This window comes from Azospirillum thermophilum (genome assembly GCF_003130795.1).
Lineage (GTDB): Bacteria > Pseudomonadota > Alphaproteobacteria > Azospirillales > Azospirillaceae > Azospirillum > Azospirillum thermophilum.
Window position 1 is genome coordinate 442,754 of the sequence record NZ_CP029354.1, and the last position, 20,178, is coordinate 462,931.

17 protein-coding genes are annotated in these 20,178 nt (G+C 70.8%); 5 read left to right on the forward strand and 12 right to left on the reverse strand.

Annotated features, from left to right (window positions below; all coding sequences use genetic code 11):
• Positions 1–97 precede the first annotated feature (97 nt).
• Entirely contained in the window at positions 98–508 is a 411-nt protein-coding gene (locus tag DEW08_RS20205; protein ID WP_109330648.1) for a DUF2000 domain-containing protein, read from the forward strand.
• A 25-nt stretch (positions 509–533) separates the two neighbouring features.
• Here DEW08_RS20205 and DEW08_RS20210 read toward each other — a convergent pair whose 3' ends face one another.
• From DEW08_RS20210 to DEW08_RS20240, 7 genes are all read right to left on the reverse strand, one after another.
• Positions 534–1,343: a helix-turn-helix transcriptional regulator gene (locus DEW08_RS20210; protein ID WP_109330650.1), complete on the reverse strand. Its 810-nt coding sequence runs from the start codon at positions 1,341–1,343 to the stop codon at positions 534–536.
• A gap of 165 nt (positions 1,344–1,508) precedes the next feature.
• On the reverse strand, positions 1,509–3,185 hold the full coding sequence (locus DEW08_RS20215; RefSeq protein WP_109330652.1) for an ABC transporter ATP-binding protein: 1,677 nt from the start codon (positions 3,183–3,185) through the stop codon (positions 1,509–1,511).
• Between the two features lie 41 nt (positions 3,186–3,226).
• Positions 3,227–5,245: a Fe(3+)-hydroxamate ABC transporter permease FhuB gene (gene fhuB, locus DEW08_RS20220; RefSeq protein ID WP_245986714.1), complete on the reverse strand. Its 2,019-nt coding sequence runs from the start codon at positions 5,243–5,245 to the stop codon at positions 3,227–3,229.
• 99 nt (positions 5,246–5,344) lie between these two features.
• Positions 5,345–6,133: an ABC transporter substrate-binding protein gene (locus DEW08_RS20225; RefSeq protein WP_245986716.1), complete on the reverse strand. Its 789-nt coding sequence runs from the start codon at positions 6,131–6,133 to the stop codon at positions 5,345–5,347.
• A gap of 11 nt (positions 6,134–6,144) precedes the next feature.
• Positions 6,145–6,939 (reverse strand): ABC transporter ATP-binding protein, encoded by a 795-nt coding sequence (locus DEW08_RS20230; RefSeq protein ID WP_109330654.1) that lies wholly within the window; start codon positions 6,937–6,939, stop codon positions 6,145–6,147.
• Between the two features lie 4 nt (positions 6,940–6,943).
• Positions 6,944–9,109 carry a TonB-dependent siderophore receptor gene (locus DEW08_RS20235; RefSeq protein ID WP_109330656.1) on the reverse strand — a complete coding sequence of 722 codons (2,166 nt, stop codon included), beginning with the start codon at positions 9,107–9,109 and terminating at the stop codon, positions 6,944–6,946.
• Between the two features lie 175 nt (positions 9,110–9,284).
• Positions 9,285–10,169, reverse strand: a complete 885-nt coding sequence (locus DEW08_RS20240; protein WP_168220442.1) for a helix-turn-helix domain-containing protein — start codon at positions 10,167–10,169, stop codon at positions 9,285–9,287.
• A 178-nt stretch (positions 10,170–10,347) separates the two neighbouring features.
• On the opposite strand from DEW08_RS20240, the gene DEW08_RS20245 reads away from it, so the two are divergent.
• Positions 10,348–11,091: a siderophore-interacting protein gene (locus DEW08_RS20245; protein WP_245986718.1), complete on the forward strand. Its 744-nt coding sequence runs from the start codon at positions 10,348–10,350 to the stop codon at positions 11,089–11,091.
• A 775-nt stretch (positions 11,092–11,866) separates the two neighbouring features.
• On the opposite strand, the gene DEW08_RS20250 is transcribed toward DEW08_RS20245, so the two are convergent.
• Positions 11,867–12,349, reverse strand: coding sequence for a response regulator (locus DEW08_RS20250; protein WP_109330660.1), 483 nt, complete (start codon positions 12,347–12,349; stop codon positions 11,867–11,869).
• A gap of 411 nt (positions 12,350–12,760) precedes the next feature.
• Here DEW08_RS20250 and aqpZ point away from each other — a divergent pair, with 411 nt between their 5' ends.
• On the forward strand, positions 12,761–13,504 hold the full coding sequence (aqpZ, locus tag DEW08_RS20255) for an aquaporin Z (protein ID WP_109330662.1): 744 nt from the start codon (positions 12,761–12,763) through the stop codon (positions 13,502–13,504).
• A 28-nt stretch (positions 13,505–13,532) separates the two neighbouring features.
• Here the strand turns inward: aqpZ and DEW08_RS20260 are convergent, their stop codons facing one another.
• Positions 13,533–14,525 (reverse strand): MBL fold metallo-hydrolase, encoded by a 993-nt coding sequence (locus tag DEW08_RS20260; protein ID WP_109330664.1) that lies wholly within the window; start codon positions 14,523–14,525, stop codon positions 13,533–13,535.
• Between the two features lie 58 nt (positions 14,526–14,583).
• Entirely contained in the window at positions 14,584–15,264 is a 681-nt protein-coding gene (locus DEW08_RS20265; protein ID WP_109330666.1) for a TetR/AcrR family transcriptional regulator, read from the reverse strand.
• A gap of 106 nt (positions 15,265–15,370) precedes the next feature.
• Here DEW08_RS20265 and DEW08_RS20270 point away from each other — a divergent pair, with 106 nt between their 5' ends.
• The gene (locus tag DEW08_RS20270) at positions 15,371–16,594 is read left to right on the forward strand and encodes a serine hydrolase domain-containing protein (RefSeq protein ID WP_109330668.1); all 1,224 of its coding nucleotides are present in this window, start codon (positions 15,371–15,373) and stop codon (positions 16,592–16,594) included.
• Positions 16,595–16,601: 7 nt separating this feature from the next.
• Here DEW08_RS20270 and DEW08_RS20275 read toward each other — a convergent pair whose 3' ends face one another.
• Together DEW08_RS20275 and hmgA are read right to left on the reverse strand one after the other, a co-directional pair.
• Complete coding sequence (locus tag DEW08_RS20275; protein WP_109330670.1) at positions 16,602–17,843, reverse strand: ABC transporter substrate-binding protein; 1,242 nt, start codon at positions 17,841–17,843, stop codon at positions 16,602–16,604.
• A gap of 66 nt (positions 17,844–17,909) precedes the next feature.
• Positions 17,910–19,223: a homogentisate 1,2-dioxygenase gene (hmgA, locus tag DEW08_RS20280; protein ID WP_109330672.1), complete on the reverse strand. Its 1,314-nt coding sequence runs from the start codon at positions 19,221–19,223 to the stop codon at positions 17,910–17,912.
• Between the two features lie 215 nt (positions 19,224–19,438).
• Here hmgA and DEW08_RS20285 point away from each other — a divergent pair, with 215 nt between their 5' ends.
• Positions 19,439–20,170, forward strand: coding sequence for a TetR/AcrR family transcriptional regulator (locus DEW08_RS20285; protein WP_109330674.1), 732 nt, complete (start codon positions 19,439–19,441; stop codon positions 20,168–20,170).
• Positions 20,171–20,178: the final 8 nt, after the last annotated feature.

Consider the following 20,178-nt stretch of genomic DNA (forward strand, 5'->3'; position numbering starts at 1 on the left):
GCCATCCGATCTCCAGGGTCATTTTCTTCAATACCGCCCCTGGCCCGTTCCGCGACAGTCCGCCGGCTTGATCCACCGTGAGGAATGGGAGCCGGACGTGACACGCTGCGCCTTCATCATCGATCGATCCTTGCCGCCGGGGCTGATCGCCAACACCGCCGCCGCCCTGTCGCTGACGCTGGGGAAGCTGCGTCCCGACCTCGTGGGTGACGACCTGCAGGATGCCGATGGCATCGGTCACCGGGGCCTCACCACCATCGTGATGCCGATCCTGGTGTCGGACGCCGACGGGCTGCGGGAGCTGCATCACCGGGCCGCGGAACAGGGGCCGGGCGGGCTCGGCGTGATCGGCATGACCGACATCGCCCAGCGCGCCAAGACCTACGACGACTATCGCAGCCGCCTGGCGGCGACACCGCAGGCCGCGCTGCGCTATCTCGGCCTCTGCCTGTACGGGCCGGCGGCGCTGGTGCGCTCGCTGACCGGCAGCCTGCCGCTGCTGAAGTAGGACCGGCTGTCGGCCTGCCCGACGCCTACGCCAGCGCGTATTGGCCGGGAGTGGCGGCGACGTGCCGCTTGAAGGCACGCTGGAAGTGGGCCTGATCGGCGAACCCGGCGTCGAGCGCGACTTCGACGATGGGCCGGCCGCGCCGCAGCTCCCGCTGGCCGAACTGGATGCGGCGGTTGATCTGGTAGGCATGCGGGGTCATCCCGAACCGGGCCTTGAAGGCCCGCACCAGATAAGAGGGCGACAGCCCCGAGACCTCCGCGATGTCGGCCAGCCGCAGCGGCTGGGTGCAATGGGCCGAGATGAACTCCGCCGCCCGTTTCAGCGCCGCATGCCCGCCGCCGCTGTCATCGGCCGGCCGAGCCCCCGGCATCCCGTTCAGATCCGTGAAAAATGCCACGGCCTCCTCCCCTTTCGCCGTGGATGGGAGCGCCGGGTCGAACAGCCGGACGAACAGCCGGTCCAGCCGCCGCGCCAGGTCCGGATCGCGGCTGACGGCCGGCGCGTAAGGCTTGAAGAACCTTTCCCCCTGCACCCCCGTGAGCCACGCCACGTCGACATACAGCGTCCGGTAGGACCAGGGGCTCCCCTCCAGCGGGTTGCAGGCGTGCGCCGTCTCCGGGTTCATCAACACGACCGTGCCGGCCGAAACCCGGTGACAGGCCCCGTCCGTGCGGAACTCGCTGACGCCACCGGTCACCAGCCCGATGGAGAAGGTCGGGTGGCTGTGCCAGCCATAACAGACCCTGCGGCCGTCCTCGATCGACCGTGCTTCCAGATGGGGAAGGCCAGGGTCCCGCCAGAAGCGGTGCCTGTTCCTGCCGATGCGCGCCATGCCCGTTCCGCTCCGACATCCGTGTGATCCCTGCACGCCGATGATAGCGCCGTTCCCGTCCGGGCTGAACCGGGTCCGGCCCTCTGGTCCGCGGCAACTGATCCGAAGGGCATCTCCTTTGATGAGACGCCGGCGCAAGGCGGCCGGGCCCCGCGCATCCGCTCGTCAGCCGCGCCTCGCCAGTTCCTCGTGGGTGATCCGCTGGGCGCCCCCTTCATGGGAGACCACATAGACCTCGTCGGCATCGCGGATGGTGGCGAGACGGTGTGCGATGACCAGGGTCGTCCGCCCCTCCGCCAGTTCCATCAGGGATTTCTGGATCTCGCGCTCCGTCTCGGTGTCGAGCGCCGAGGTCGCCTCGTCGAGGATCAGGATCGGCGGATTCTTCAGGAACATGCGGGCGATGGTCAGGCGCTGCTTCTGGCCGCCGGACAGCTTCACCCCGCGCTCGCCGATGACGGTATCGAGCCCGTCGGGCAGCGCGGCGATCAGCCCGTCGAGATGCGCCCGCCGCGCCGCCTCCAGGATCTCGGCATCGGACGCGCCGAGCCGGCCGTAGGCGATGTTCTCGCGGATCGTGCCGCCGAACAGGAAGACGTCCTGCTGGACGATCCCGATCTGCCGGCGCAGCGAGGCGAGCGTCATGTCGCGGATGTCGATGCCGTCGATGGTGATGACGCCCCCCGTTGCCTCGTAGAAGCGCGGCAGCAGCGAGCAGATCGTCGTCTTGCCGGCGCCGGAGGCCCCGACGAAGGCGACGGTGGATCCCGCCCTGATGGCGAGGTCGATGCCCTTGAGGACCGGGCGCCCGCCATCGTAGCTGAACGACACGTTGCTGTAGCGGATGTCGCCCCTCAGCGGCGGCGCCGGGATGGCGTGGGGCGTGTCCTCGATGTCCGGCCGGGTATCGAGCAGGGCGGTGTAGCGGCGGAAGCCGGCGATGCCCCTGGGATAGGTCTCGATGACCGCGTTGATCTTCTCGATCGGGCGGAAGAAGGTGTGGACCAGCAGCAGGAAGGCGAAGAAGCCGCCCTGCGTCAGCTCGCCCGTCAGCACGAAGTGCGCGCCGGTCAGCATGACGATGATCAGGATCAGCCGCATGCTCATGTAGCTCAGCGTCGTCGACGCGGCCATGATCCGGTAGGCCTCGAGCTTGGTCCTGCGATAGCGCTCGTTGTCCGCGGCGAACAGCTTGCGCTCATGGTCCTCGTTGGTGAAGGCCTGCACGACGCGCATTCCGCCGACATTCTCCTCGATGCGGACGTTGAAGTCCCCGACGCGCGAATAGAGCGACTGCCAGTTGCGCGTCATCCGCCCGCCGTAGCGGCTCGTCAGCCAGGCGATCAGGGGAACGACCGCCGCGGTGATCAGCGCCAGCGGCAGATGCACCACCGCCATCAGGGCGAAGGCGCCGACGAAGGTCATGACCGCGATCAGCAGGTCCTCAGGGCCGTGATGCGCGACCTCGCCGATCTCGTCCAGGTCCCGCGTGACCCGGCCGACGAGATGGCCGGTCTTGTTGTTGTCGTAGAAGCTGAAGGAGAGCTTCTGCAGATGGTCGAAGCTCTTCCGGCGCATCTCCGTCTCGATGTTGACGCCCAGCTTGTGGCCCCAATAGACCACCACCGCCATCAGCGCGCCGTTCGCCATGTAGATGGCCAGCAGGGCCGCCGTGGCGGCGACGATCAGCGGCCAGTCCTGCGTCGGCAGCAGCCGGTCCACGAAGGCGCGGACGGCCATCGGGAAGCCCAGCTCCAGCAGCCCCGACAGCACGGCGCAGCAGATGTCGAGGAGCAGCAGGCCCTTGTAGGGACGGTAGTAGGCGAGGAAGCGACGGAGCATGGCTCTTCTCGGTGCAGGTGCGCGAAAGGGGATGGGCCGGGCTAGCCGGCGCGGGACCCGGCCCGGCCGAGCAGCCGGATCAGGTAGGGACCGGCGAGCAGCGCGGCGAACAGGCCAAGGGGAAGCTGGTAGGGAAAGGCGACGGTCCGGGCCAGCCAGTCCGACACCACCATCAGCACGGCGCCGATCAAGGCGGCGCCGGCTCCATGCTCCAGCGCGCGGCCGAGCCCGACCAGCCGGGCGAGATGCGGGGCGATCAGTCCGACGAAGCTGAGCGGCCCGACGAAGAGCCCCGCCGTCGCCGTGATCAGGCCGGCGAACAGCACCAGCAGGATCCGGCAGCGCCGCACCGGCAGCCCGAGCGCGCGCGCCGTCCCGTCGCCGAGCGGCAGGATCTCCAGCCACCGGGCCGCCGGGACCAGGGCGCCCAGCAGCAGGACCGCTGCACCGCCGCAAGCCCAGGCGTCGGCCGGACCGGCGTCGTTGGTCGACCCGCTCAGCCAGCGCAGCAGCGCGAAGGCCTGGGGCGTGCCGGTGGCGATGACCGCGGTCAGGACGGCGCTGCACAGGGCGCTCATGGCGATGCCCGCCAGCAGCAGCCGCTCCGGCCCGAAGCCGGCACGCAGCGACAGCACCAGCATGGCCGCCAGCACCAGGACCGCTCCCGCCGCCGAGGCAGCGACCTGCAGGCCGAAACCGGGTCCGGCGACGAGGAACAGCGCGGCGGTCAGCCCGACGCCCGCCCCGGTCCCGACCCCGAGAATCTCCGGGCTGGCGAGAGGATTGGCGGTGACGCGCTGCAGCAGCACGCCGGCCGCCGCCAGCATCGCGCCGGCGGCGGCGGCCACGGCCACGCGCGGTCCGCGCCAGCCGACCAGCCTGTCGAACTGCCGCCCGGTGGCGAGGGTCCAGCCGTCCGGCCCGTAGCCGACGGTCAGGGCGAGAACCATGGCGGCGGCGAGCGAAAGGGCGAACAGGCCGATCAGCAGGCCGGGCCGCCGGCTGCGGCGCGGGGACGCCGGCCGGTTGCCGAGCGACGGCCATTCGACCATGCGCAGGCGCGGCAGCAGCCACAGCAGCAGCGGCGCCCCGAGCAGGGCCGTGGCGGCGCCGGTCGGCACCCGCTCCCCGCCGGCGCCGGCCAGTGCCTGCACCAGCCCGTCGGTGAGCCAGAGCAGGATGGCGCCGATCAGCGGGGCCGCGACCAGCCTCTGCCGCTCGGTCCGCGCGCCGCTCAGATGCGCCAGCGCCGGGGCGGCCAGCCCGACGAAGCCGATCACCCCGACCTCCGCGGTCACGCCGGCCGCCAGCCACACTGCGACGCCGATGATGCCGAAGCGCGTCAGGTTGAGGGAGATGCCGAGGCTGCGGGCGCTCGCATCGTCCAGCCTCAGGATGGACAGCGGCCGCATCATCAGCACGGCGGCGGCGGTGCCGATCAGCAGCCGGACGGTTACGGAGAGGGTGGGATCCCAGCCTTGCTGCGCCAGTGCCCCGCCGCCCCAGATGAAGAGCGAGAAGAGATACTCTCCATTGGCGAGGATCAGCGCCGCGCTCGCCATCGTCGCGGTCAGCGCGACCATCATCCCGGCCAGCACGACGGCGACCGGCTCCAGGCCGCGCCGCCACGTCATGGCGAGGATCAGCCCGACCACCGCCAGCCCGCCGGAAAGCGCCACGCCCTCGCGCGCCCGCTCCATCAGGGCCGGCGCATGGACCGTCGCCGCCGTCATGGCGAGCTGGGCGCCGGCCGACACGCCGAGGGTGGAGGGATCGGCCAGCGGGTTGCGCAGGACACGCTGGAGCAGCAGCCCCGACAGCCCGAGGGTGGCCCCGCAGACCAGCGCCACCGCGATGCGCGGCAGCAGGCTGTGATGGAGGATGACGGCGTCGAGCCATGCCGCGTCGGACGGGACGCTGCCGGCCGGCGGCGGCACGATCGGCGGGGCGGCATACCCGGCGATCTGCACCAGGGACAGGCAGGCGGCCACCAGCGCCAGGCCGCCCCACAGCAGGATCCGGTTCATCGGCACCAGGGTCATGGAGACACGCTCAGCCATGCCGCGCGCCCTCCTGCCGCAGCAGGGCGGCGGTGACGAGGCGGGCGAAGCGCAGGGCGGTCGGCAGGCCGCCGAAGTGATTGACCGGTTCGATCAGGCTCACCCGCCTGTCCCGCACCATCGGCAGCGCTTGCCACAGCGCGCTGTCGACCAGGGCATGGGCCGCGTCGGACGGAAGCGGAGGCACGACGATGACGGTGGCGTCCGGCAGCCGGGCCAGGGCCTCGATGCCCAGGGGGCCGCCGCGCTGTAACGCGATTCCACCGTCCAGGCGTTCCCGATGCCCAGCCGGCCCAGCACGTCGCCGAACATGCTGTCGCTGCCGAAGGCACGGACGTGACGGGCGTCGCCGAAGTTGATGACCAGCACCGGCCGCCGGACGATCCCCTGGAGGGAGCCGCGCAGGCGCGCGATCTCCGCGGCGGCTCCGTCGACCACCTCCTGTGCCTGCACGCCCCGCCCCAGCATCGCGCCGAGAGTGGTCACGGCGGCGGTGGCGGCCGGATAGGGCGGCAGGCCCGGGCTGTAGATGGACAGGGACAGGGTGTCCGCCACCCGCTCCAGGCTCGGCCGCTGGCCCTCGTAGTAGTTGGAGGTGAGGATCAGGTCCGGCTCCGCCAGGATCAGCGCCTCGTAGTTCGGCGATCCGCGCAGCCCGAGGTCGATGACGGAGGCGGGAACGGCCGGCTCGACGGCGACCTTGCGGAACTGGAGCAGTTCGGTGGCGGCGACCGGCACCACCCCCAGCGCCAGCACCGTCTCCAGCACGGCCCAGTCGATGACGGCGATCCGGCGGTAGTCCGGCGTCGCCGCGGGGCCGGTGCGGGGCGGCAGGACCAGCCCCGCCGCCAGCGTCATGGCGTAGCCGAGCGCCCGGCGCCGCGACATCGCCCCCGCCGTCATAGCACATAGCCGATCGGTTCACCCGTCGCCGGGTGCGGGACGATGCCCATGGGAAGGCGGTAGATCGCCTCCAGCGTCCTGCCGGTCATGATCGCTCCGGGCGGGCCCTGGGCGATCAGGGCGCCCCCGCGCATCGCCAGGATCTCGTCGCAGGTCCGGGCGGCCATGTTGATGTCGTGCAGCACGATGACGGCGCCGATGCCGCGCGCCCGGCTCAGCCGGCGCACCAGCCCCAGCAGCTCGACCTGGCTGGCGATGTCGAGCGCCGAGGTCGGCTCGTCGAGCAACAGGCAACGGGTGTCCTGCGCCAGCATCATCGCCAGCCACACGCGCTGCCGCTCGCCGCCGGACAGGCTGTCGACCAGCCGGTCGGCGAAGGCGTCGACGCTGGTCTGCGCCATCGCCTCCGCCACCTTGGCGGCGTCCTGCGCCGCGAAACGGCCCAGCGCGCCGTGCCAGGGAAAGCGGCCGAGCGCCACCAGTTCGCGCACCGTCATGCCGTCGGCCGGCGGGGTGAACTGCGGCATGTAGGCGACGCGGCGGGCGAAGTCGCGCTCGCCGATCGCCGCGATCTCCTCACCCAGGCAGCGGATGCGGCCACCATCCGGGGGGTGCTGGCGGGCCAGCAGTCGGACCAGCGTGCTCTTGCCCGAGCCGTTCGGCCCGACCAGCCCATAGAGGCGCCCCTGCTCCAGCCGGAGCGACAGGCCCGACAGGATGGGCCGGCCGGCGACCGCGACTCCCACCGCGTCGAGCTCGTACAGGGCCGTGTTCCGGTCCGGGCTGCTCATCGGCTCACCAGGACAGGTTGACGGTCAGCAGCGCCGTCCGTCCCTCGGCGTAGCCGCAGGAGAACTGGGTCTGGCAGCTCGCGACATAGGCCTTGTCGAACAGGTTGGTGACCGACAGCTTCGCACCCCAGTTGTCGCGCTTGTAGCCGATCCGCGCGTCGAAGACGGTCGCCGCCGGCACCTTCAGCGTGTTCTCGTTGTCGGCCCAGGACGAGCCGACATAGCGCACGCCGCCCCCGACCGACAGGCCGGCCAGCGCGCTCTCCTGGATCGTGTAGTCGAGGAAGGCCGAGCCCTGGACCTGCGGCACGACGTAGGGAGTCTTGCCGACCAGGGCGGGGTTGGCGTCCTTCTTGATGTCGAGGTCGAGGGCGGTGAAGGCGGCGGTCGCCTTCAGCCCCGGGGTGATGTTGGCCTTCGCCTCCAGCTCCAGCCCCCGCGAGTTGACCTCGCCCAGCTGGGTTTCGGCATTGAAGGCGCCGGTCACCACGTTGGTGCGGGTCAGGTCGAACAGGGCCGCGGTGAAGAGGCCGTCCATCCAGGTCGGACGGTACTTGACGCCGACCTCGTACTGCCGCCCGCTCTCCGGCTTGAAGACGCCGGCGACCGGCGAGGATCCCAGCACCGGATTGAAGAAGGTCGAGGCGCTGACATAGGGCGTCAGACCGTTGGCGAACTCGTAGGCGAGGCCGGCCCGGCCGCTGAGCTTGCCGGTCCTGCCGTCATAGGCGGGGGTCCCGTCGGCGTCGGTCGAGACGATGTCGTAGCGGCCGTTCAGCGTCACCAGGACGCCGCCGCCGAAGCGCATCTGGTCCTGGACATAGACGCCGAGCTGCCGCATCGTCAGTTCCTGGTCGATGTAGGCCGAGCGCAGGTCCTGCGGCGCGCCGTAGACCGGATTGGTGGCGCTGATCGGCGTCGCGGAGCCGGACATCTGCACCTGGTCCATGGCGAAGTACTTGTAGTCGACGCCCGCCAGGGCGGTGTGCGCGACAGCACCGGTCTGCAGCCTGCCTTCGAGCTGGTTGTCGATCAGCAGGCTGTTGACCTCGGTCCTGTGCTCGAAGTTGATGCGCGACAGCAGGTTGTTCGGGTCGGTCGGCGCCGCCGAGAAGCCGCTGTAGCCGTAGGGATAGACCGAGATCTCGTGGACGCGGCTGTAGCCGTAGCGCGCGTTCTGCCGGAAGATCAGGTCGTTGTCGAACCGGTGCTCGAACTCGTAGCCGACCGACACCTGCCGGCGGCGATAGGTGTCGATCCCCGGTTCGGTGAAGTTGCGGGTGCGGTCGATGCGGCCGAAGGGCGCGTCCACCACCGTGCCGACATAGGGCAGGAAGGCGCCCCCGTTGTGCGTCTCGTCGATGTCGGTGTAGTTGGTCAGCACCGTCAGGCTGTTGGCGTCGTTCGGCGACCATTTGAAGCTGGGCGAGACGGTGCCGCGGAAGCCGTCCGCGAAGTCGGTGGAGGTGTTGCCGCCGGCGATGCGGCCGGTCAGCCGGTAGCTCAGCGTCGGATCGACGGCGCCCCCGACATCGAGGCCGAGATGGGCGTTGCCATGCTCGTTGATGCCGGCTTCGACCGTGCGCACGGTCTCGCCGGGCCGCCTGGTGACGTAATTCACCAGGCCGCCCGGGTTGCTGCCGCCATAGAGCACGGAGGACGCGCCGCGCAGGACCTCGATCCGTTCGAGCGTGTAGCTGTCGACGAACTGGCCGCCGAAGCCGTAGCTGTAGAGCTGCAGCCCGTCCTGATAGACGCCGGACTGCGTCGCCTGGAAGCCGCGGATGAACATCCAGTTGGTGTCGGTGTCCTGACCGAAGGGCTGGGCGAAGACGCCGGGGGTGTAGCGCAGCGCCTCGTCGACCTTCTGGGCGCCGCGGTCGTCCATCTCCTCCCGGCCGATCACCGAGACCGACTGCGGAACCTCCTCCAGCGGCGTGTCGGTCTTGGCGCCCGTGGCCGTGCGGCCGGGCACATATCCCCGCAGCGGGCTGGTCGCCGTGTCGGCAGCCTTGCTGCCCTCCACCGTGATGGGGCCGAGAACGGCCGGCGCGGTCGCCTCCTGGGCAAGCGCATCCCGCGCCTGGGTGACGGCCGGCAGCAGCAGGGCGGCGAGCGCCGTGCCGTTCAGAAGAATACGGATCAGCGGTTTCCTTGAAATGGCGACCATCGCAATCGGCCTCGGACTGTATGCACCACCCGCACAACGCCTCCGGACGGGCTGCCCGAAAGTGGGTCGGTTGTTGCGAGTGATTAGCATATGCACTGAGTCCCGGATTGAACCGTCTTTGGACGGGTTGGACGATCTTTCGACATTCGCCCGGCCCCGAGGCCGCCGCCGCGGCTCACCCGGACTGCTCGCGCAGCCACGCGGCGGGCGTCATGCCGACGATCTGCCGGAACACCCGCGTCAGGTGCGCCTGATCGGAAAAGCCTGCCGTGACCGCCACCGCCGCCAGTGTCGTCTCGGTGGTGACGAGAAGGGTCTTGGCCCGCTCGATCCGCGCCCGCATCTGCCACTTGTGCGGCGGAAGGCCGGTCGACGCCTTGAAGGCGGAACAGAAATGCGTGGCGGAGAGGCCGGTCAGATCGGCCAGTTCCTGCAGGCGGACCACCCGGCCGCAATGCTCCTCGATGTAGTCGATGACCCGCCGCAACTGGCGCGGCGGCAGTTGCCCGCGCTTGCGGTCGGCCGGCGCCTGCCCCTGCAGCAGGCCGACGAGCAGCGCCGCCATCAGGCTCTCGCCGTAGAGATCCTGCAGGGTGCCGGCCGTCCGGCACTCGACCGCGATCAGCCGCGCCAGGGAGAGCAGCCGGTCGTCGGAGAACCGCAGCCGCGGCCGGTCCATCGCCGCGGCGTCCAGCCCCTCCAGGAAACGGCCCGCCAGCACCGGCATGTCGAAGTGCAGGTCGAGGTGGGTGAGGCGGCGGAGGTTCTCCGTACGGGACCAGACGCGCAGGCCGGCCGGCACGAAGCTCAGCGGCTCGCGCCGGCTCACCCGGTGGCCCTCGCCGCGGCCGGGCGACGACATGACGTGGAGCCCGCCCTCCCCCACCTGATCGAGCACCACCACGAGCCGCGGCGCCTGCGACACATACTCGCCGCGCGCCTGCCCGTCGCAGGCGACGGTCCAGACATCGGCGATCATGCCGTTCCAGGCCCGCCACTGGAGATCGCCGAGCACGGTGATCCCCTCCGTCCTGCTCTGCATTCTGGGATGGAACGGCATTGAATGGACTTCCCCGGCCACCGGATCGCGCTACCCCTGAAATCCGTGCTTCACCGACGCACCCTGATAGGATAAAGCGTTGTTGCGAACAAGTCTCATTCTTACTTGGGTGGGCTTATCTAGGTGGGCCTATTTGGGCGGGCATCCCCGGCGGGAGGCCACGCCGTGGGTGGAAACGATGAGCAGCAATCCCTCTGACGGCCTCCGCTGGGTGGAGGTGGCCGCGGTCTCCAGCCCGACGCCCCGGACGCGGAGCATCCTCTTCGGCGGGCCGGAGCTTGCCGGCTTCACGCTCAAGCCCGACGTGCTGGCCCCCCATGTCGGCCTCGTCGTTCCCTCGCCGTACGGCTCGGGCATGGCGCCGCCGCGCATCTATTCGGTGCGGCGCTTCGATGCCGCCGCCCCGACCTTGGAAGTGACCATCGCACTGCACGGCGGGGCGGGCATCGCGTCGGCCTGGGCGGCGCGCGCCCGGCCGGGCGACCGGGTCGGCATCTCGGTGGCGGGCGGCCTGCCGATGAAGCCGGCATCCCGCTATGTCGTCGCCGGCGACCACACCGCCGTGGGAGCCATCGCCCACCTGCTCGACCGCCTGCCGGGCACCGCCTCGGCGGAGGTGTTCATCGAGGTCCCCGACCCGGCCGAGCGGCAGGACCTGCCATCGGCCGCCGCCACCGCCATCACCTGGTTCCATCGGGACGAGACCTCCCCGCCGGAGGCGTCGCGCCTGCCGGAGGCCGTCATGGCGGCCACCGCGGCGACGCCGGACGGTCTGGCCCTGTGGGCCGGCGCGGAGCACCACATCGCGACCCGCATCAGGACCCACGTCCGCCGGACGCTGCGCCTGCCGCGCGAGGCCCACTCGGTCGTGGCCTACTGGAAGGCCAGCGCCAGCCAGGGCAGCTACCGGCATTACGACTGAGGCGGCGGTCCCGGCTCCGCCCGCCTCCGGCAGCCCGGCGTCGCGCAGGCCGGGCAGGACTGGGCGCACTGTGCAGCGCACGGATCGCGCACAATGGAGTCTCTCGCCGTTTTTCCTTACGGATCAGGCGGTTGCCGGATCCTTTCGCATGCGGACATCGTGCATCGCCTGCACAATGGCGCGGTCCCATCGGGGTCGCAGGCGCGAGGAGCCGCCGGCGCGGGCTGCGGGCGCACCTCGCCCACCGTCCGGCCCCAGACTATCCGGCCGGCGGCGGGGCGGCAACAGCGGCGGGCAAAACCCCATGCCGGTCCGGGGCAAGCGGGAGAGCATGCGTCTGGCTCCTCCCGCGGCACGTGTGCTATGCTGCCGCCGCCGTGCGAGCGGTCCGGTACACGCAAAACCCCAGGACCCGCTCGCATCGGACGGGGCGTTGATTTCGCTGGATTCTTGGACATTGTCGGGAACGAAACGGAACCAATTTTCCTGACCAGCCGGTCAGGATCCGGAACCGCTCGAGTCCGCCGCCGATTCGGGCCTGTTTTCAGCAGGGTAGAGGGTACCCTGTCTTCCTGGGCAGTAATGCCCAGGCCTCATTGAAGCATCATCTTGTGCCGCGTGCCGTCCTCCAGGCAGAAGATCGTCTTCCCGGGCAGCAATGCCCGGGCCTCGTTGAAGCATGACGGAGATCACCTCCGGGGCGATCTCGTCCCGTGTCGCCGGCAGCGCTGCCGGGGGCGGCGGCATGCGCTTGCCCGGTCCGTTCCGCTCCCGATCAAGGGCCCGCCGCGGCCGGTGCCGGCTGGCGGCCGGCGTCGCAGGAGCATTCGTTGGTGACGGGATCGCGGTGGGGACAGTAGGCGAGCTTGGAGAAGACCTCGTGCTTGATCAGCTTCGCCGGGGCCGGCTTGTGCAGCACCGTGCAGCCGGCGCTCTCCATCTTCGCCCGCGTCTCCGCACTGGTGTCGCCGGTCAGCACGACGCATTTGGTGTGCGGCGAGCGGTTCTGGAGGGCGACGACGCAGTCCTCGCCGGAAACCCCGCGTTCCATCCGGTAGTCGATGAAGGCGACGCAGGGCCGGTCGTTGGCGACGGCGGAAAGATCGGACGGGGTCAGGCTGGCATAGGTCGAAACGCGCACCCCGAAACTCTCCAGCAGGGCCCGGAAACCGCTGAGGCACGCCTCGTTGTCGTCGATCACGACGATGTGCGGCGCTTTCTTCAGGGTCGTCTGCGACACCCCGTCAGAGGAATGCATGGAAGGTCCTCCCCGGACTCCGTCTGCTGCTCTGGGCAATGATCATGCGTATGCAACACGACATAGTCAATTGTCGACTGACCGGGTCGGCAAGATTGGAATTTTTTTACTTGTAACCTACTTGCCCGGCCAGCCGGCCGTCCGCTGCCGCCGGGCCGGAGGCGCCCGGATAGTCTTGTCCGAAGTCAGTGGGACGAACCGATAGTCGCCACGCCCGGACCGCCGCCCGCCATTACTTGAACCTGTCCATCTGCGCCACCCATGCCACCAAGGCGTGTCCCGCGCCGGGGCGCGGGCGGGGCTATCCTGCCGTCATCCGCAGGGTCCGGACGCCGGCATGGGCGCGCACCGGGACCGGCTGCCGCGCCATCGGCGACCGCAAGCGACCGGCGACAGCAAGAGGAGGATGGCATGACCATGTTCCAACGGACATCGGCCGAGTTCCTGGGGACATTCTGGCTGGTTCTGGGCGGCTGCGGCAGCGCGGTGTTCGCGGCGGCCTTCCCGCAGCTCGGCATCGGGCTGCTGGGCGTCTCGCTCGCCTTCGGGCTGACCGTCCTGACCATGGCCTATTCGATCGGACACATCTCGGGCTGCCACCTGAATCCGGCGGTCACCGTCGGGCTGTGGGCCGGGGGCCGCTTCCCGGCGAAGGACATCCTCCCCTATGTGCTGGCCCAGCTCGTCGGCGCCTTCGCCGCCGCGCTGGTGATCTACGCCATCGCGGTGGGCAAGGCCGATTACAGCCTGGCGCAGAACGGGCTGGCGGCGAACGGCTATGGCGAGCATTCGCCGGGCCGCTATGCCCTGGCGTCCGGCCTCGTCGCCGAGGCGGTGCTGACCTTCTTCTTCGTGATGGTCATCCTGGGCTCCACCGACCGGCGGGCGCCGGCCGGCTTCGCCCCGCTCGCCATCGGGCTGGCCCTGACGCTGATCCACCTGATCAGCATCCCGATCACCAACACCTCGGTGAACCCGGCGCGCAGCAGCGGCCCGGCGCTGGTCGTCGGCGGCTGGGCGCTGCAGCAGCTCTGGCTGTTCTGGGTGGCGCCGCTGCTCGGCGGGCTGGCCGGCGGCCTCGCCTACCGGCTGGTCGCCGCCGAGGGAGCCCCGGCCAAGCCCGCCATCACCGGAGAGCCGCGGCCCTCGGTGTGAGCCGCGGCCCCTCACGCTCCCGGCCGGTTCAGCGCAGCGGGCCGAACTCCACCGGGACCCAGGCATAGCCCTGCTGCTCCGCCCGGACATGGCCCAGCCCCGGGAAGGGCAGATGGGCGCCGGCCACCCACAGCTTCTGCGCCGCCGCCTCGGCGAACAGGCGCTGCCGGGTGGCGACCGCCCGGCTCTGGTCGCTGTCGAACTCGATGGCGACCTCCGGCCGGGGGAACTGGACCGCGTGGTTGTGCACCACGTCGCCCCAGACCAGCAGGCTGCGCCCCTGCGAGGCGAACAGGAAGCCGCTGTGGCCCGGCGTGTGGCCGGCGGCGGCGACGGAGGCGATGCCCGGCAGCAGCTCGCCGCCCGGAACGAAGGTCTTGAAGCGGCCGGCCCGGTCATAGGCGGCGACCACCTCGCGGGCCATGGCGAAGAAGGGCTGGACCTCCTTCGGCGCCTGCGCCGCCGCCTGCTCGTCCAGCCAGAAGCCGGCCTCCTCCTGAGCGGTCCAGACGGTGGCGTTAGGGAAGGCGACGGCGCCCCCGGCGGTCATCAGGCCGGCGGCATGGTCGGGGTGCAGATGGGTGAGCAGGACGGTGTCCACCGCCGCCGGGTCGTAGCCGGCCGCCCGGATGTTGGCGGGGATGGCGCCCAGCGTCGGCCCGAACCTGCCGGCCGCCCCGGTATCGACCAGGACGAGATTCCGGCCGGTATGCACCAGGAAGGCGTTGACCGCGGTCTGCATGCCGGGGGTGCTCTCGACGAACATGCGGGCCAGCAGGCCCTGGATGTCCTCGGCGCTCGCCCGCGTCAGGATCCCGGGGTCGAGGTCGATGTAGCCGTCATAGAGCGCCGTGACCTCGAACTCGCCGAGCGCCATGCGGTAATAGCCCGGCACCTGGGTGCGCTGCTGCTGCGGCGGTTCGGCCGCGGCGGGGCCGGACGGCAGGACGGTGGCGGCAAGGCCGGCGAAGGCGAGGGCAAACGCGGTCCTCGCCAGGGAAACGGGCAGGAGTCGGGACATCGGGGGCCTTCCTCTTCGATGGTCTCGGGACTGTGGGGAGTGCGGGATCGCGGCGGTCTCAGGACGATGACGAGGCCGGCGATGATGGGGACGGCGATGATGGGGACGGCGGCGGCCAGGCCGCCATGGCCTGTTCGGCGATGGCGGCCAGCGCGTCCGGGCCGGCGCCGTCGCGCGCCTGGACCGACATGCCCTGGATAACCGCCCCGTAGAAACGCGCGAGAGCGGTGGCGTCGGTACCGGCCGGCAGTTCCCCGGCCGCGATGCCCCGGGCGATGCGCCCGGCGATGGCCGCGACGGCGCCGCTGCGCATCTCCGCCACGCTGCGGGCGACCGGGCCATGCTCCGGCGCGCAGGCCAGCACGGCGCCGGCGATCATGCAGCCGCCGGGCAGGCTGCGGTCGCAATAGGCCGCGGCGGCCTCGCGCAGGATGCGGGCGACGGCGGCGCGGGCGGTCGGCTCCTCCTCCAGGGCGCGGAAGGCGAAGCGGCCGGGGCCGGCGCGGTAGAGCGCGAGCGTCTCGCGGTACAGCGCCTCCTTGGAGCCGAAGGCGGTGTAGAGGCTGGGCGGCGTGATGCCCATCGCCGCGACGAGATCGGCGACGGAGGTGCCCTCGTACCCCCGCTCCCAGAACAGGCGCAGCGCCCGCTCCAGCGCCGCGTCCCGGTCGAAGCCGAGGCGGCGCCCGCGGCGTGCCGCGGCCTGCCGCGGATCGGGGGACGGAGCCGTTTTTTCCATAGCGGTCACTATGAATGCGCTTGACCGCCACCGTCAAGCGGTGTTGGCTAGCGATCACTACGGAATTCATCCCGCGACACCCGCCTTCCGGAGCAGGAGAGCACCCATGCGAGCGACTGCGACCGCCTTGATGATGGCCATGACGATGGCTGCGACGATGGCCGCCCCGACCCCCGCCTTTTCCGCCGATCCCGGCCTTGCCGCCCGTCTCGACTCGGTCGTCGACCGGGCGGTGGCGGAGCAGCGGATCGTCGGGACCGTGGTGCTGGTGGCGGAGGACGGCCGGATCGTCTACCGGCGCGCCGCCGGCCTTGCCGACCGCGAATCGCGGCGGCCGATGCGGGAGGATGCGGTGTTCCGCCTCGCCTCCGTCAGCAAGCCCTTCGTGACCGTGGCCGCCCTGGCGCTGGCGGAGCGCGGGGCGCTGCGGCTGGACGATCCGGTGACGCGCTTCCTGCCGGACTTCCGCCCCGCCCTGCCCGACGGGCGGCGGCCGGAGATCACGGTGCGCCACCTGCTGACCCACAGCGCCGGGCTGACCTACAGCTTCTTCGAACCGCCGGGCGGCCCCTATCACCAGGCCGGCGTGTCGGACGGCATCGACCTGCCGGGCTTCGGGCTGGAGGAGAATCTGCGGCGGATCGCGTCGGCCCCGCTGCTCTACGAGCCGGGGCGGGGGTGGAGCTATTCCGTCGCCACCGACGTGCTGGGGGCGGTGGTCGAAAGGGCCGGCGGCGCCCCCCTGCCCGACATGGTGGAGCGGCTGGTGACCGGGCCGCTGGGGCTGAGGGATGCCGGCTTCACCGCGCGGGAGCCCGACCGGCTGGCCGTTCCCTATGCCGACGGCTCGCCGCGCCCGGTCCGCATGACGACGCTGCAGGAGATGCCCTTCGCGGCGAGCACCATCCTCTATTCCCCGCCACGGGCGCTCGACCCGACCGCCTTCCCGTCCGGCGGCGCCGGCATGGTCGGCACGGCCGGCGACGTGCTGGCCCTGCTGGAGGCGCTGCGCACCGGCGGCGGCCCGGTGCTGTCGCGGGACGGCGTCCGGGCGCTGGTCGCTAACGCCGTCGGCGACCGCGAGTTGGGGCTGATCCCGCCGGGCTGGCGCTGGGGTCTCGGCTTCCCCGTCCTGCAGGACCCGGCGGCGGCGGGAACGCCGCAATCGGCCGGGACATGGCAATGGGGCGGGGTCTACGGCCATAGCTGGTTCGTCGATCCCGCCCGGCGGCTGACGGTGGTGGCGCTGACCAACACCGCCGTGGCCGGGATGGCCGGCGCCTTCCCCGACGGCATCCGCGACGCCGTCTACGGCACCGGTGCGCGGTGAAGCGCGCTCAGCCCTTCAGCAGCGGGCACTGGGACTCGGAGACGGGACGGTAGGCATCCTCGCCCTTCACCGTCTTGACGATCTCCAGATAGTCCCAGGGCTCCTTCGACTCCTCGGGCTTCTTGACGCGGGCGAGATACATGTCCCGCACCACCCGGCCGTCGGCGCGCAGCGTGGCGTTCTTCACGAAGATGTCGTCGATCGGCGTGCGGCGCATCTCGGCCATCACCGCCTGCGCGTCGTCGCTGCCGGTCGCCTTCACCGCCTTCAGGTAATGCATCACCGCGCTGTAGCCGCCGGACTGGATCATCGTCGGCATGGTCCGGGTCCGCTCGTGGAAGCGCTTCGACCAGGCCCGCGTCTCCGGCGTCATGTTCCAGTAGGAGGCGGTGACCATGTAGGCGCCCTGCGCCCCCTTCAGCCCCACGGCATGGACGTCGGTGATGAACATCAGCAGGGCGGCCATGCGCTGCCCGCCCTCGGTCAGGCCGAACTCGTTGGCCTGCTTCAGCGCCGTGTCGGTGTCGGCCCCGGCATTGGCGAAGGCGACCACGTCGGCCTGCGAGGCCTGGGCCTGCAGCAGGAAGGAGGAGAAGTCGAAGGTGCCGGTCGGATGCCTGACCGAACCCTTCACGGTGCCGCCGGCCTCCTGCACGAAGCGGGTGGCGTCCTGCTGGAGCTGGTGCCCGAAGGCATAGTCGGCGGTGACGAAGAACCACGACTTGCCGCCGCCCTTCACGATCTCCGATCCCGCCACCTTGGCGAGCGCGTAGGTGTCGTAGGTGAAGTGGACGGTGTTCGGGCTGCAGATCCGGTCGGTGATGGTGCTGGAGCCCGGCGCGGTCAGCAGCACCACCTTGTTCTTCTCGCGCACCAGATTGTGGACCGCGATGGCGATGGCCGAGTTCTGCACGTCGACGATCGCGTCCACCTTGCCGTTGTCCAGCCATTCCCGCGCGATCTCCAGCGCGAGGTCGGGCTTTTCCTGGTGGTCGGCGACCAGCAGATCGATCCTGCTGCCGGCGACGGTGGGGCCGAACTCCTCCAGCGCCATCTTCACCGCTTCGACCGAGCCGGGACCGGCATTGTCGCGCCCCCAGGAGCTGATGTCGGTCAGCACCCCGATGCGCACCACGCCGTCGGAGATCGTACCCTGTCCCTGTGCCGTCCCCTGCCCCGCCCCCTGCGCCATCACCGGGGCGGCGCACAGCGCCGTCGCCACCGCGCAGGCGGCCGCCGTCATCCTCATGATGTCCCTCCCGTTTCTTGTCCTTTCCGCGGCGGGCGAAACCGTCACGGATGAAACATTTCTATCTTAAAATTTCGGCGGAGCGAAGTGTTTCTTCAGCCCCTGCCAGCAGCGGTAATAGTCATGCTGGAGTTGCGCCGTCTCCAGCGCGTGGCGGGTCGGGCGGATCGGGGCGCGCGTCTCGACCATGAAGGCCATGGTGTCGGCGATCTTCTGCGGTGTGCGGGTGTCGGCGGCGGTCGCCCTGGCGAAGGTGTCGGCGTCCGGGCCGTGGCCGCTCATGCAGGTGTGCAGGGACGCGCCGCCGGGCAGGAAGCCTTCCTCCTTGGCGTCGTAGACGCCGTGGATCAGCCCCATGAACTCGCTGGCGACGTTGCGGTGGAACCAGGGCGGCCGGAAGCTGTCCTCCATCGCCAGCCAGCGCGGCGGGAAGATGACGAAGTCGATGTTGTCCACCCCCGGCGTGTCGCTCGGCGACTGCAGGACCAGGAAGATCGACGGATCGGGGTGGTCGTAGCTGATCGAGCCGATGGTGTTGAAGCGGCGCAGGTCGTACTTGTAGGGGGCGTAGTTGCCGTGCCACGCCACCACGTCCAGCGGCGAGTGATCGATGCGCGCCGACCACAGGCCGCCGCCGAACTTGGCGAGCAGCTCGAACTCGCCCTCCTCGTCCTCGTAGCGGGCTTCGGGCGTCAGGAAGTCGCGCGGGTTGGCAAGCCCGTTGGAGCCGATCGGCCCCAGGTCGGGCAGGCGGAACAGCGCGCCGTAATTCTCGCAGACATAGCCGCGGGCGGTGCCGTCCGGCAGCTCCACCCGGAAGCGGACGCCGCGCGGGATGACGGCGATCTCCTGCGGCTCGACCTCCAGCAGGCCGAGCTCGGTCAGCAGGCGCAGGCGGCCGGCCTGCGGGACGATCAGCAGCTCGCCGTCGGCGTCGTGGAAGAAGCGGCGCTCCATCGGCCGGTTGGCGGCATAGAGATGGATGCCGCAGCCGGTCTGGGCGTCGGGCGAGCCGTTGCCGGCCATGGTCACCAGCCCCTCGACAAAGTCGGTCGGCGCGTCGGGCATCGGCAGCGGATCCCAGCGGAGCTGGTTGGGCGGCGGCGGCACCTCGTCGAAGCGGCTGAGCAGCCGGCCCGGCGCCACCGGGCGGAAGGGCTCGTGCATCACCGCCGGGCGGATGCGGTAGAGCCAGGAGCGGCGGTTGTGCGCCCGCGGGGCGGTGAAGGCGGTCCCGGACAACTGCTCGGCATAGAGGCCGTAGGGCGGACGCTGCGGCGAATTGCGGCCGACCGGCAGCGCGCCGGGAATCGCCTCGGTCGCGAACTCGTTGCCGAAACCCGACTGGTAGCGGGCCTCGCCCTGGATGACGCTGTTCACTGTGACCCTCCTGGTATCGTTGCCGGCCTGAGGCCTTGTCGGCCGGGCGCCTTGCCCGGCGCCTTGTCGGGTGGCGCGCCTTGTTGATTGGTGAATTATACCATTTCATCTGAAACCATCTACAGCCAAGAGGGGGGAACGGTTCCCGCGGCTCGGGAGGGACGGGGAACCAAAGGGCGCTTCTGGAACGGCGTGCGATGCGCTAAGAGAGGGCCATGGCGAGCTTGCGCGAGTTCCAGGACCGTTACGACCTGTCGATGGAGGCGCTGTGCCGGCGCATCCTCGACCGTCATCAGGCGACCATCCGCGTCAGGAAGCCGGCCGTGGCCGTCGCCAACCTCGCCCGCATCATCGAGACGACGCTGACGCTGGCCAACCGCAAGGGCTTCCATTCGACCAGCCTGCGCGATCTCGCCGAGCAGTCGGGCCTCAGCATGGGCGCGCTCTACGCCTATTTCGACAGCAAGGACACGCTGCTGCTGATGATCCTGGGGCAGGTGGTCGGCGCGGTGGAGGAGGTGCTGGAGCGCCCGCCGGCCGGGTCCGCGCCCGATCCGGCGGCCGACCCGGTGACCCGGCTGCGCTGGCTGGTGGAGACGCACGTCTACCTGACCGAGACGATGCACCCCTGGTTCGTCTTCGCCTACATGGAGGCCAAGGCCTTCCCGCGGGAAGGGCGCGATCTCGCCGTGGCGAGCGAGCTGGCGACCGAGCGGCTGATCGCCGACACGCTGGCCGCGGGCGTGCGCGCCGGGCGGTTCCGCGTCGACGACGCGACGATGACCGCGGCGCTGATCAAGCCGCTGCTGCAGGACTGGTACGTCAAGCGCGCCAAGCACCGCCGCCGCGGCCTGACGCCCGAACGCTACGCCCGCGCCGTCACCGCATTCGTCGAGACGGCGGTCGGGCTGCAGCCGGCCTCCCCCTCCCTCACCCCCGCCCCCTGACGAAGAGG

Bases quoted from the DNA above. Each gene is read 5' to 3' on its own strand.
- DEW08_RS20210 (WP_109330650.1), bottom strand. From the start codon at position 1,343: ATGGCGCGCATCGGCAGGAACAGGCACCGCTTCTGGCGGGACCCTGGC.
- DEW08_RS20215 (WP_109330652.1), bottom strand. From the start codon at position 3,185: ATGCTCCGTCGCTTCCTCGCCTACTACCGTCCCTACAAGGGCCTGCTG.
- fhuB (WP_245986714.1), bottom strand. From the start codon at position 5,245: ATGGCTGAGCGTGTCTCCATGACCCTGGTGCCGATGAACCGGATCCTG.
- DEW08_RS20225 (WP_245986716.1), bottom strand. From the start codon at position 6,133: ATGTCGCGGCGCCGGGCGCTCGGCTACGCCATGACGCTGGCGGCGGGG.
- DEW08_RS20230 (WP_109330654.1), bottom strand. From the start codon at position 6,939: ATGAGCAGCCCGGACCGGAACACGGCCCTGTACGAGCTCGACGCGGTG.
- DEW08_RS20235 (WP_109330656.1), bottom strand. From the start codon at position 9,109: ATGGTCGCCATTTCAAGGAAACCGCTGATCCGTATTCTTCTGAACGGC.
- DEW08_RS20240 (WP_168220442.1), bottom strand. From the start codon at position 10,169: ATGCCGTTCCATCCCAGAATGCAGAGCAGGACGGAGGGGATCACCGTG.
- DEW08_RS20245 (WP_245986718.1), top strand. From the start codon at position 10,348: ATGAGCAGCAATCCCTCTGACGGCCTCCGCTGGGTGGAGGTGGCCGCG.
- DEW08_RS20250 (WP_109330660.1), bottom strand. From the start codon at position 12,349: ATGCATTCCTCTGACGGGGTGTCGCAGACGACCCTGAAGAAAGCGCCG.
- aqpZ (WP_109330662.1), top strand. From the start codon at position 12,761: ATGACCATGTTCCAACGGACATCGGCCGAGTTCCTGGGGACATTCTGG.
- DEW08_RS20260 (WP_109330664.1), bottom strand. From the start codon at position 14,525: ATGTCCCGACTCCTGCCCGTTTCCCTGGCGAGGACCGCGTTTGCCCTC.
- DEW08_RS20265 (WP_109330666.1), bottom strand. From the start codon at position 15,264: ATGGAAAAAACGGCTCCGTCCCCCGATCCGCGGCAGGCCGCGGCACGC.
- DEW08_RS20270 (WP_109330668.1), top strand. From the start codon at position 15,371: ATGCGAGCGACTGCGACCGCCTTGATGATGGCCATGACGATGGCTGCG.
- DEW08_RS20275 (WP_109330670.1), bottom strand. From the start codon at position 17,843: ATGAGGATGACGGCGGCCGCCTGCGCGGTGGCGACGGCGCTGTGCGCC.
- DEW08_RS20285 (WP_109330674.1), top strand. From the start codon at position 19,439: ATGGCGAGCTTGCGCGAGTTCCAGGACCGTTACGACCTGTCGATGGAG.